General features: G+C 74.1%; 11 protein-coding genes. 8 read left to right on the top strand and 3 right to left on the bottom strand.

Annotated features, from left to right (window positions below; all coding sequences use genetic code 11):
* From ACFWI8_RS04945 to ACFWI8_RS04935, 3 genes are all read left to right on the top strand, one after another.
* A partial coding sequence (locus tag ACFWI8_RS04945; RefSeq protein ID WP_387085772.1) for a D-alanyl-D-alanine carboxypeptidase family protein occupies positions 1 to 2,387 on the top strand: 2,387 nt, incomplete at its 5' end.
* 114 nt (positions 2,388 to 2,501) lie between these two features.
* Positions 2,502 to 2,681, top strand: coding sequence for a hypothetical protein (locus tag ACFWI8_RS04940; RefSeq protein ID WP_132930458.1), 180 nt, complete (start codon positions 2,502 to 2,504; stop codon positions 2,679 to 2,681).
* A gap of 372 nt (positions 2,682 to 3,053) precedes the next feature.
* On the top strand, positions 3,054 to 4,430 hold the full coding sequence (locus tag ACFWI8_RS04935; protein WP_387085769.1) for a GH1 family beta-glucosidase: 1,377 nt from the start codon (positions 3,054 to 3,056) through the stop codon (positions 4,428 to 4,430).
* Positions 4,431 to 4,646: 216 nt separating this feature from the next.
* Here the strand turns inward: ACFWI8_RS04935 and ACFWI8_RS04930 are convergent, their stop codons facing one another.
* A complete protein-coding gene (locus ACFWI8_RS04930) occupies positions 4,647 to 5,324 on the bottom strand; it encodes a DUF1524 domain-containing protein (RefSeq protein WP_387085766.1) in 678 nt (225 codons plus the stop codon).
* An 80-nt stretch (positions 5,325 to 5,404) separates the two neighbouring features.
* Positions 5,405 to 6,715: an APC family permease gene (locus tag ACFWI8_RS04925; protein WP_387085763.1), complete on the bottom strand. Its 1,311-nt coding sequence runs from the start codon at positions 6,713 to 6,715 to the stop codon at positions 5,405 to 5,407.
* Between the two features lie 71 nt (positions 6,716 to 6,786).
* Here ACFWI8_RS04925 and ACFWI8_RS04920 point away from each other — a divergent pair, with 71 nt between their 5' ends.
* Positions 6,787 to 7,818: a helix-turn-helix domain-containing protein gene (locus ACFWI8_RS04920; protein ID WP_387085760.1), complete on the top strand. Its 1,032-nt coding sequence runs from the start codon at positions 6,787 to 6,789 to the stop codon at positions 7,816 to 7,818.
* On the opposite strand, the gene ACFWI8_RS04915 is transcribed toward ACFWI8_RS04920, so the two are convergent.
* A complete protein-coding gene (locus ACFWI8_RS04915; RefSeq protein ID WP_387085877.1) occupies positions 7,799 to 8,209 on the bottom strand; it encodes an organic hydroperoxide resistance protein in 411 nt (136 codons plus the stop codon). The two genes, ACFWI8_RS04920 and ACFWI8_RS04915, sit on opposite strands and share 20 nt — an antisense overlap.
* A gap of 115 nt (positions 8,210 to 8,324) precedes the next feature.
* Here ACFWI8_RS04915 and ACFWI8_RS04910 point away from each other — a divergent pair, with 115 nt between their 5' ends.
* The 4 genes from ACFWI8_RS04910 to ACFWI8_RS04895 all read left to right on the top strand — a co-directional run bounded on the left by ACFWI8_RS04910 (position 8,325) and on the right by ACFWI8_RS04895 (position 11,075).
* Positions 8,325 to 8,765 carry a MarR family transcriptional regulator gene (locus tag ACFWI8_RS04910; protein WP_311602720.1) on the top strand — a complete coding sequence of 147 codons (441 nt, stop codon included), beginning with the start codon at positions 8,325 to 8,327 and terminating at the stop codon, positions 8,763 to 8,765.
* Between the two features lie 55 nt (positions 8,766 to 8,820).
* Positions 8,821 to 9,612, top strand: a complete 792-nt coding sequence (locus tag ACFWI8_RS04905) for an alpha/beta fold hydrolase (protein ID WP_387085756.1) — start codon at positions 8,821 to 8,823, stop codon at positions 9,610 to 9,612.
* 293 nt (positions 9,613 to 9,905) lie between these two features.
* Positions 9,906 to 10,031, top strand: coding sequence for a hypothetical protein (locus ACFWI8_RS04900; protein ID WP_311602724.1), 126 nt, complete (start codon positions 9,906 to 9,908; stop codon positions 10,029 to 10,031).
* Between the two features lie 84 nt (positions 10,032 to 10,115).
* Complete coding sequence (locus ACFWI8_RS04895) at positions 10,116 to 11,075, top strand: hypothetical protein (protein ID WP_387085753.1); 960 nt, start codon at positions 10,116 to 10,118, stop codon at positions 11,073 to 11,075.
* Positions 11,076 to 11,078 lie beyond the last annotated feature (3 nt).

Below are 11,078 nucleotides of genomic sequence, written 5' to 3'. Positions count from 1 at the left end.
GTGCGGACGCCGACGCGCGACCGGCCGCGGATGCCGTGCCGAGCGCGGACGACGGCCAGCGGGCCGCCAAGACCGGCGCAGGCGAAGAGCCAGGCACCCCCGACAACGGCGACAAGCCGGCCGCGGACGCCGACCGTGCGGACGCCGACGCGCGACCGGCCGCGGATGCCGTGCCGAGCGCGGACGACGGCCAGCGGGCCGCCAAGACCGGCGCAGGCGAAGAGCCAGGCGCCCCCGACAACGGCGACAAGCCGGCCGCGGACGCCGACGGATCGGCGCCTGCGAAGCCGGCAAGCGCCGCGAACGAGGCCACGCGACGGCCCGCGGAGGTCGGCGACGGCGACAAGCCAGCCGCGGACGACGGCCGGCAGGCCGGCACGACCGGCGCCGACGAGGAGCCGAGCACGGCCGACCAGCCACCGGCAGCCGCCGCGCCGCGTACGGACGCCGCAGCGGGCGCCACGTCCGGTACGGGCGACGGCCAGCAGGCCGGCGAGACCACCGCTGACGGGGAGCCAGGCACTGCCCCGGCCAGCGCGGCGGACAAGGCCGCGCAACGCCCCGCGGAGGACGGCGCACCGTCGCTGCCCGCCGCGCGGAGCGCCGGCGGTGGCGACCGGCCGGCGGCGGACCGCCCCGCAGGGGACGGGTCGCGCCCGGCCGGCAAGGCCCCCAGTGGGGAGCGGACCACCGTGTTGCGGCTGCCGGAGCAGGCGAGGGACGGGGTCGATCAGGCGACGACGTTCCTGCGCGTGCCGACCGACGCCGACGAGGCGAAGACGGAGCGGGAGGAGGCTCGGGAGGAGAAGGCCGTCGACCAGGCCACGACGTTCCTCCGGGTGCCCGCCGACAGCAAGCCCAGGACGGACCAGGCCACCACGCACCTCCACGCGCCTGGCGCGCCAGGCGCGCCGGAGGAGGAGACGCCGAAGCCGGCCGACCAGGCGACCGCACACCTCCGTACCCCGCCCGCCCCGGACGTGGCGCCGAAGCCCGCCGCGAAGGCGCCCGCGCCCGCCCCGCCCAGGCCCGAGAGTCCGCCGGCGCCCGCCGCGCAGGCGCCCGCTCCGCCCATGCCGTCCGTTCCGCCGCCGCCGGCGGATGCGGAGCGGGATCCGTTGGAGCTGCTGGCCGCGCTCACCAACCGGCCGGCGCCGCCGCCGACGCCGCTGCGGACGGCGATCCGGCGGATCAAGATCTACACGCCGCTCGCGGTGCTGCTGCTGATCGTCCTCGTCGTCGCGCAGTCGCTGCGGCCGCTGCCGGAGCCAGGACTCACGCTGACCGCCGCGGAGAGCTTCACCTTCGACGGCGAGGCGCCGTCCGTGCCGTGGCCCGCCGCCGGGCAGGCCGCGCTCGAGGTCGAGGGCCTGGGCGACTTCGGCACCTCGGGCGAGCAGCAGCCGGTGCCGATCGCCTCGGTCGCGAAGGTCATGACCGCCTATGTGATCCTCCGGGAGCACCCGATGGAGTCCGGTTCGCCGGGCGCCGCCATACCGGTGGACGAACAGGCGGAGGAGGACGCCGGGTTGAGCGACGACGGCGAGTCGACCGTGGAGGTCACCGCCGGCTCGGAGATCTCGCAGTACGAGGCGCTGCAGGCGATCATGATCGCGTCCGCGAACAACGTCGCGCGGCTGCTGGCCCGTTGGGACGCCGGTTCCGAGGAGGCGTTCGTCGACAAGATGAACGAGACCGCCGCGGAGCTCGGCATGGAGAACACCACCTACACCGACCCGAGCGGCCTCAACTCCGACACCGTCAGCACCGCCGAGGACCAGGTGCTGCTCGGCCGGGCCGCGATGGAGGACCCGGTGTTCAGGGAGATCGTCGGGAGCTTCTCCTACGACGACAGCCAGGGCGAGAACCATCCGAACTGGAACCAGTTGGTCACGCCGGGCAGCGGCGTGGTGGGCATCAAGACCGGCACCACGACCGCCGCCGGCGGCAACCTGCTGTTCGCCGCCGTGCAGGAGATCGGCGGCGAGCAGCAGACGATCATCGGAGCGGTGCTGGCCCAGCCACCGGACGCGGTGAACAACTCGATCCTCACGGGGGCCCTCAACGCGGGGCGTGAGCTGATCGAGTTCGCGCAGGAGCGGTTGCGCGGGGAAACGGTGTTCAGCGCGGGCCAGGAGATCGGCTACGTGGACGACGGGCTCGGCGGGCACACTCCGCTGGTGGTCACCGAGGACGTGACGGCGGCCGGCTGGGACGGCCTCGAGGTGCGGGTCGAGTTGGCGGCGGGCGGGGACGGCGTGCCCGGCACGGCCGACGCCGGCACCGAGGTGGGCACGGTGACCGTCGGCGGCGCGTCCGTGCCCGTGGCGCTCGGCGAGGAGCTGAGTGAACCCGGCTTCACCGACAGGCTGCTGCGCCTGGGCTGAGGTCGCGCTAGAGTCGTTGGCCCGGCGGCCGGGGAGGCGCGAGGAAGCGTCCCTCGTCCCACCCCTCCGGCGGGCCTGATGGCTTTGGCTTGACAACGGCATGGGGCACCGACTGTGGCTCGGTCACCGCAGGATGAGGCGGCGTGGCGGGACCTCGATCCCGCCACGCGGGAACGGCTGGACTTCCTGGACCCGGAGGACTTCACCGTGGGTCCGACCGCTGAGGCCGCCGCGCAGTGGGAACGCTTCACCGCGATCCTGGACAAGGCCGAGCGGTACCGCTCGCCGCGCTGAGCCGGCGGCCGCCGGGGGCGGCGTCAACCCGGCCTTCCTCCGTGCCCCGGACGTGCCCCCGCCGGGGACCGTTGACGGCCGCCTCCGCTTCCACCCGGCGGTCATTCCCGAACTGCCCGGCTGCGAACGGCTGTTGACCGGGGCGGGGGCGGCGGCCCGCGCGGGCCAGCCGGGGTGTGGGTCCGGACGTGGTCACGCCGCGGCAGGTGGCGTGAGCGCCGGGTGAGGCGGGTGAGGTGGGGGTCGGCCGCGGGCGGGCGTGGCTTACCCTTCGCAGGACCTCAGCGCGATTCCCGGCGTGCCGTGATTCGGGCGTGATTCGCGCGTTTTCTCACAGACACTCGTAGACATGTCATAGAAAGTCTTCCCGCCATGACACAGGACCTCAGCCAGGTGCGTTTCCCGGACGGATTCGTCTGGGGGACGGCGACCGCCAGCTACCAGATCGAGGGCGCGGTGCACGAGGACGGCCGGCTGCCGTCCATCTGGGACACCTTCTCGCACACCCCTGGCAGGACGGCGGGCGGCGACACGGGGGACGTCGCGGACGATCACTACCACCGGTACCCGGAGGACCTGAGCCTGCTGGCCGACCTGGGAGTGAGCCACTACCGGTTCTCGCTCGCCTGGCCCCGCATCCAGCCCGAGGGGCGCGGCCAACTCAACGGCGCCGGCGTCGACTTCTACCAGCGGCTGGTGGACGGGCTGCTGGAGCACGGCATCAAGCCCTGGGTGACGCTGTTCCACTGGGACCTGCCGCAGACCCTGGAGGACGCCGGTGGTTGGCCGGCCAGGGACACGGCCGAGCGGTTCGCCGAGTACGCGGCGCTGATCCACCAGCGGCTCGGCGACCGGGTCGAGGACTGGACGACGCTCAACGAGCCGTGGTGCGCGGCGTTTCTCGGCTACGCGAGCGGCCACCACGCGCCGGGCCGCACCGACGGCGCGGCGGCAGTGCGGGCCGCGCACCACCTGCTGCTCGGCCACGGCCTCGCGGTGCGGGCGCTGCGCGCGCAGGGCGCGACGAACCTGGGCACCACCGTCAACCTCTACCCGGTGGACCCGGCGACGCCGGCCGAGGCGGACCGGGACGCGGCGCGCCGCATCGACGGGTTGATGAACCGCTTCTTCCTCGACCCGCTGCTGCGCGGCTCCTACCCGGCCGACGTGTTGAAGGACCTGACGAAGGTCACGGGCACCGACCACGTGCGGGACGGCGACCTGGCCGTGATCTCGACGCCGATCGACTTCCTCGGCATCAACTACTACTCGCGGCACGTGGTGCGGGCCGGCACCGCGCGTCCCGGGCACCCCTCGCACTGGGTGGGCTCGGAGGACGTGGAGTTCGTGAAGCGGCCCGGCGTGCCGGTGACCGAGATGGGTTGGGAGATCGACCCGGACGGCCTCCACGAGACGCTGGTGCGGGTGTGGCGGGAGTACGGGCCGCTGCCGCTGTACGTGACGGAGAACGGCGCGGCGTTCCCCGACGAGGTGACGCCCGACGGGCGGGTGCGCGACGAGGACCGCCGCTCCTACCTGGAGCGGCACTTCGCCGCCGCGCACCGAGCGATCGGCCACGGCGTGGACCTGCGGGGCTACTTCGTGTGGACCCTGCTGGACAACTTCGAGTGGGCGCACGGCTATTCGAAGCGGTTCGGGCTCGTGCACGTGGACTTCGAGACCCAGCGGCGGACGCTGAAGGACAGCGGTCACTGGTTCTCGGAGATCACCCGCGCCAACGGGCTGTAAGGGCTGGCGCGGTGTAGGGCTGGCGCCCAGACCGCCTCGAAGGTCCGCGCGGAGGACGCCGCCGGCGGCGTTCGGCGCGCCAGGGCCTACCCTCGGGGCGGCTGGGGCCGCCCCGGCGCCCCGCCGCCGTCCCGGTGCGGCGCACCGGCACGTGCTGTGCCGCAGCGCGCCGGCCGTCCGGCCAAGGCTGCCGCAGGCACTGCGCGCGACGCGGCGTCAGCCAGCGCAACCGTCCAAAGCCGCGGTGAGCGTCTCGCGTTCGGCGGCCGTGACGGTCAGCTCGTAGGTGTCCTTCACGGCCGTCCACGCGGCGGCGTACGCGCAGTGGAAGTCCTCGGCGGGCGGCAGCCACTCGTCCGGGGACTGGTCGCCCTTGGAGCGGTTGCTGGCGGCGCTGACGGCGAGGAGCTGGGGTCCGGTGAGGTCGTTGGCCAGCTCCTCGCGCCGGTCGTCGGTCCAGGAGTCGGCGCCGGAGCGCCAGGCGTTGGCGAGCGGGACGATGTGGTCGATGTCGAGGTCGCCGGGGTCGTCGAAGGTCTCGCCGTCGTAGGCGCTGAACCAACTCCCGGACGTCGGCTGGCAGTCGTCGTCCACGGTGACGTCGGCGCCGTCGCGGGCCAGCACGGTCTCGCGGGTGGTGCAGCCGTCCGTCGTGGTCCAGTGGGGGAACTCGTCGCGGGAGTAGCCGGTCATGGGGCGGGGTTCGGCGACGGTGAGGCCCGCGAGCAGGTCGCGGGCCTCGTCGGCGGTGGGCAGCCCGGGAAGTCGGGCGTCGGTGCCGGACTCGGCCGGGGCGCTGGGGGCGTTGGCCTCGTCGTTCTCCTCGACGGCCTCGTCGAGGGAACAGCCGCCGACGGCGAGGACGAGCGCCGCCGCCCCGATCGCCCTCGCCACTATGTGGGTTCCGCCGCCTCGCATGGTGATGCCTCCCGGTCCGCCGTGGTCACGCCTGCACCCAGAACGGTAACCCCCGGTCAGGCGTGGTGGCTTCGACGGAACCTGAGGTAGAGCAGGGCGGCACCGGCGAGCAGCAGCGGCCACAGCAGGTAGCGCCCGGACATCAGGAACAGCGCGAGCACCGCGATCAGGGAGACGAGCGCGGCGGCCCAGCCGGGGCTGCGGCGGGGCAGCAGCCTGAGGGCGGCCGCCACGCCGACGGCGTAGACCGTGACGAAGCAGCCGGTGGTGAGCAGCACCAGCGGTTTCGGCCCGAGGTCGAGCGCGACGACGACGGCCAGCGCGATCGCCGAGCCACCGGCGATCAGCGTCAGGCTGCGGCGCGGGACCTCGCCGGCGACGCTGCCGCGGGCCAGCCACGGGGGCAGCGCGCCGTCCCGGCCGAGGGCGGCGCCGAGCTTGGCGGCGCTGGCGAAGTAGGCGTTCATGGTGCCGAAGCAGAGCAGCAGCGCGGGCCCGGCGGCGAGCAGCCGGCCGTCGCCGCCCAGGGCGTGGGCCATCAGCTCGCCGAGCGGGGCCTCGGTGTCGGCGGCGGCCGGGCCGAGGACGGTGACGACGGCGTAGGCCACGGCCAGGTAGATGAGGCCGATCAGCAGCACCGCGACGGTGGTGGCGCGCGGCAGGTCGCGGGCCGGCCGGCGGAACTCGCCGGCCAGGTGCGTGATCGCCTCCCAGCCGGCGAAGCTCCACACCAGCAGGGTGGCGGCGGTGCCGACGGCCGCCCAGCCGTGTGGTGCGAAGGGCTGGAGGTTGCCGGTGTCGGCCTCGGGGAGCGCGAGCAGCGTGGCTCCCAGGACGAGGGTCACCAGCAGCCCGGCCAGGACGAGTTGGAGTCGGCCGGTGAGCCGCAGCCCCACCGCGTTGGCGCCGGTGACCGCGAGGATCAGTCCCGCGCCGGTGATCACGACGGTCGTGGTGCCGCCGCCGACGGCGGCCTCGACGTAGGCGCCGCCGAACAGGGCGGCGGCCGGCGCCCCGGCCGGCACGGCGAAGAAGAAACACCAGCCGACGACGGCCGCGGCGCGGTCGCCGAAGGCCAGCCGTGCGTAGGTGGAGACGCCGCCCGCGTCGGGGTGGCGGGCGCCGAGCGCGGCGAAGGTGGCGGCCAGCGGCGCGGACAGCGTGACGAGCGCGAGCCAGGCCAGCAGGGAGGCGGGCCCAGCCGCCTCGGCGGCCAGCGCGGGCAGCGCGATCACGCCGGTGCCGAGCACGGCGCCGATGTACAGGGCGGTGCCCTGGGCGGCGGTCAGCCGGCCGGCGGGCGGGCCCGCGACGAGCGGGACGACGGGTGGGCGGCGCGCCGCCGGTTCGGTGGGTGTCGTGGTCACCCCGGAAGCGTCGGTCCTGCGGCCGGCCCCCGGCCATGGGCGGAAACGACGTGGTGCGATAAATTCCCGACATGAGCGCGAACGGTTCCACGAGGCGGCACGTGGTGGCGCTGGCCGTGGCCGACGGCCTGCCCACCTTCGAGCTGGCCGTGCCCTGCGAGGTGTTCGGCATCGACCGGCCGGACATCGCCGACCCCTGGTACGAGCTGCGGATGTGCGCGGCCGGTCCGGGGCCGGTGCGGACGGCGCACGGGCTCGTGGTGCCGACGCCGTTCGGCCTGGACGAACTGCTGGTCGCCGACACGGTGGTGGTGGCGGCGTGCGACCCGGCGTTGACCAGGGAGCCGCCGGCGGAGCTGTTGGCCGCGGTGCGGCGGGCGCACGAGCTCGGCCGGCGGATCGTGTCGCTGTGCGCCGGGGTGTACATCGTGGCCGCGGCCGGGCTGCTGAGCGGTCGGCGGGCGACCACGCACTGGCTGTACGCCGAGGACTTCGCGCGCCGCTTCCCCGACGTGCGGGTCGACCCGGCGCCGCTGTACATCGACCACGGCGACGTGCTGAGCTCGGCCGGCACCGGCTCCGTCATCGACCTGTGCCTGCACCTGGTGCGCGCCGACCTCGGGGCGGCGGCGGCCAACGAGGTGGCGCGCCGGATGGTGGTGCCGCCGCACCGGGAGGGCGGCCAGGCCCAGTTCGCGCGGCAGCCGCGCCGGGTCTCGGCGGCCGTCACCGGCGGCGGCGCGGGGCTCGGCCCGGTGCTCGACTGGGCCCGGGCCCGTCTCGAACAGCCGTTGACGGTGGCCGAGTTGGCGCGGGCGGCGGGCCTGGGCGAGCGCACGTTCGCGCGCCGCTTCCGGGAGACGCTCGGCACCACGCCGTTGCAGTGGCTGCTCCAGGAACGGGTGCGCCTGGCACAGGAGTTGCTGGAGACCACGGACGCCCCGATCGAGGCCGTGGCGCACCGCACGGGCTTCGGCACGGCGCCGAACCTGCGGCACCACTTCCGCCGGCTCGCGGGGGTGGCGCCGGCGACCTACCGGGAGGTGTTCCGGCACCGGGCGGGGCGTCCGCGGGGGGCGACGGCTACTCGACGATCAGTGTGACCGGCACGTTCCCGCGGACGGCGCGCGAGTAGGGGCAGACCTGGTGGGCGCGCTCCACCAGCTTCTCGCCCGCCTCGCCGGCCAGCTCCTCGGGCAGCTCCACGCGGAGCGCGACGTCGAGGCCGAAGCCGGCCTCGTCCTTGCCTATGGTGACCTCGGCGGTCACCGAGACCTCGCTGACGTCGGTCTTCTCGGCGCGCGCGACGTTGGCCAGCGCGCTGGCGAAGCAGGCGGCGTAGCCGGCGGCGAAGAGCTGCTCGGGGTTGGTGCCCTTGCCGTCGCCGCCGAGGGCCGGCGGCAGGGCCAGCGCCAGGTCGAGCTGCCCGTCGGTGCTGACGGCGCGGCCGTCGCGCCCGTTGGCGGTGGCCGCGGCGGTGTAGATCGCGTTCATGGTGTCCCACTCTCTCTCGTCGTCCGTCGACCCGTCGTCGATCAACGCAGCACATGATTGCACGCTATTAAGTTGCGTGCAACCAAATTGGGGGCGACTCGGCTACCCTGGAGCCATGACCTCCGAGTACCTGCGCCTCGACCAGCAGATCTGCTTCGCCCTGAACGCGGCCTCCCGCGCCTTCGGCAACGTCTACCGCGTGGTGCTCAGGGACCTGGGGCTCACCTACCCGCAGTACCTGGTGATGCTGGTGCTGTGGGAGCACGGCGAGCTGCCGGTCAAGCGGATCGGCGAGCTGCTGCGGCTCGACTCCGGCACCCTCTCGCCGCTGCTGAAGCGCCTGGAGGCCGCGGGTCTGGTGCGCCGCCGGCGCAGCGCGGACGACGAGCGCTCGGTCACCGTCAGCCCCACCGAGGCCGGTCTCGCGCTGCGCGCGGACGCCGAGCGGATCCCGCGCCGGATCGCCGAGGCCACCGGGCTGCCGCTGGCCGAGGTCGTGGACCTGCGGGAGCGGCTGACCCGGCTCACCGCCGCGCTGGACGCGGCCGTGCCGTGATCCCCGCCACCCGCGCTTGACCCTGCCACCGGTGTGAGGTCCTAGCTTCGGCCTCATGACCACCTCAGCCTCCACCGGCCTGGGCCGCGTCGTGCGCGGCTCGGGACCCGGCCTCCTCCTGGCGCACGGCGCCACCGGCTCGATCGACGGCAACTACGGCCCGCTCCTGGCCGGGCTCGCGGCGCGGCACACCGTCGTCGGCCCCGACTACCCGGGCTCCGGCCGCACCCCGCGCGCCACGGCGTCGCTGAACGTCGACCGCCTCGTCGACGACCTGGTGGCCACGGCCGTCGAGGAAGGCCTCGACACCTTCGCCGTCCTCGGCTACTCGCTCGGCGGCGCGCTGGCCGTCCGCGCCGCCGCCCGGCACCCGGAGCGGGTGACGGCGCTGGTGCTGACCGCCGCCTTCGCGCACGCCGGCCCCCGGATGCGGCTGCTGGTCGAGGACTGGGTGGACCAGCTCACCAGCGGCGACCGCGAGCGCTCCGCGCGCTGGGCGGCGCTGCACGGCCCCGGCACCCCGTTCCTCGACGGGCTCGACGCGGCCGGCCTGGCCGCGTTGGTCGAGTCCTGCCGCGCCCCGGCGCCGCCCGGCGCGCTCGACCAACTCGGGCTCGTGGCCGACCTGGACGTCCGCCCCGACCTCGGCCGGATCACGGTGCCCACGCTGGTCGTCTCCACCGTCCACGACCTGCTGGTGACCCCGCACCAGCACCGCGCGGTGGCGGCCGGCATCCCGGGCGCGGAGTTCGCCGAACTGCCTTCGGGCCACCTGCCGTTCGTCGAGACCCCCGCCGAATGGCTCGCGCTGGTCACCGACTTCCTCGCCCGGGCCCACACCGGCTGACCGGGCCCTCTGGCCCGCGCCCCCGCTCTCGGGTCACTATCGTCGCGGAAAGAGGTGATCTCCATCGCTCTCGTGGCGCGGACCTTCTACCGGTATTTATGTGACAATCCAGACTGCACGTGGCAGTCGCAGCTCACCGGGTATCAAGCACGTGCACAGGAACAGTACGCACACCACGTCGACCAGCACCACGGCGGGGACGTCGCCTCCCCCTGCGGCCGCTGCGCGGGCGGCGGCCACGGCGCGGGGGAGCGCCGCGGCGACCCCGGACAGCGGAAGAGAGCGACCCAGGTATGACCACCACAGCCACCGAACTCGCAGCCCAGAGCACCCCCGTCGCGCTCAAGCAGTGCCCCGACTGCGGGGCCACCTGCCCCGACGACCGCGTGGCCTGCCTGGCCTGCGGGCACCGCTTCTGACCTGGCCTTCCCGACCTCGCTCGAACGAGTGGACATAGGCCATTCGGGCGGCATTCGGTGATCATGACGGCCTAAGGTCTGATCATGGTCACAACCCGACACGAGGCCGCACACCGGATCTTCCAGGAGCAGCCGGATCTCCTGGCGCCCGTCTTCCGCATCCTGGGCGTCGAGCTGCCGGAGGCCGCGACGGTGGAGGTCCTGGGCGGAGACGCGACGGAGATCCGCCCGCTGGAGCGGCGGGTCGACACCGTGCTGCGCCTCACCACGAGCGAGGGCGAGGGGATGCTGCTGGCCATCGAGGCACAGACCAGGCAGGACCCGGACAAGGTCAACAGCTGGGCCTACTACCTGAGCTTCCTGAAATCGAAGTACCGGCTGCCGGCGCTGCTCCTGGTGATCTGCCGGGACAAGGCGACCGCCGACTGGGCGGCCGGCCCCTTCCGGCTCGGCACCGAAGGCTGGGCATCGCTCCACCTCAACCCCCTGGTCCTCGGCCCCGGAAACGTCCCGGTCATCACGGACACGGCCGAGGCCGCCCAGGACCTGACGCTGGCGGCGTTCTCGGCTCTGACACATGGCGACGCTCCCGAGGCCCGGGACATACTGGACGCGCTTGCACGCGCCCTCGGGCGCGCCGACGCCACGTCCATCGAGTACTACACGCAACTACTGGAAATCGGCCTCGGGAACACCCGAGCAGGCGAGCTGTGGAGAACGCTCATGACCATCTACTTCCCCGGCCGGGGCACCCTGATCGAGGAGAAGTACCTGGAAGGCAAGGCCGAAGGGAAGGCCGAAGGGAAGGCCGAGGGGAGGGCCGAGGGCATCGCGGAAGGCATGGAGAAGGGCAGCGTCCGGGCTCGCGTCGAAGAGCGCAGGCAGATGGTCCTCCGTCTGCTCGACGCCCACGGAGTCGCCCTTCTGCCCAGTTCCCTGCGCCGGATCCAGACGTGCACCGACCTCAGTGAGCTCGCCTACTGGCTGGACCGGGCCTTCACCGCCACCTCGGAGAAGGAACTGTTCGCGCCCAGGGAGCCCTGAGCG

The sequence above is a fragment of the Streptomyces sp. NPDC127098 genome, assembly GCF_042722465.1.
Lineage (GTDB): Bacteria > Actinomycetota > Actinomycetes > Streptomycetales > Streptomycetaceae > Streptomyces > Streptomyces millisiae.
Note: the sequence above shows the minus strand (reverse complement) of the source record. Positions and strands in the feature narration are given on the sequence as shown.

Coding starts and splice junctions, on each gene's coding strand:
- ACFWI8_RS04935 (WP_387085769.1), top strand. CDS start 3,054: ATGACACAGGACCTCAGCCAGGTGCGTTTCCCGGACGGATTCGTCTGG.
- ACFWI8_RS04920 (WP_387085760.1), top strand. CDS start 6,787: ATGAGCGCGAACGGTTCCACGAGGCGGCACGTGGTGGCGCTGGCCGTG.
- ACFWI8_RS04915 (WP_387085877.1), bottom strand. CDS start 8,209: ATGAACGCGATCTACACCGCCGCGGCCACCGCCAACGGGCGCGACGGC.
- ACFWI8_RS04910 (WP_311602720.1), top strand. CDS start 8,325: ATGACCTCCGAGTACCTGCGCCTCGACCAGCAGATCTGCTTCGCCCTG.
- ACFWI8_RS04905 (WP_387085756.1), top strand. CDS start 8,821: ATGACCACCTCAGCCTCCACCGGCCTGGGCCGCGTCGTGCGCGGCTCG.
- ACFWI8_RS04900 (WP_311602724.1), top strand. CDS start 9,906: ATGACCACCACAGCCACCGAACTCGCAGCCCAGAGCACCCCCGTCGCG.
- ACFWI8_RS04895 (WP_387085753.1), top strand. CDS start 10,116: ATGGTCACAACCCGACACGAGGCCGCACACCGGATCTTCCAGGAGCAG.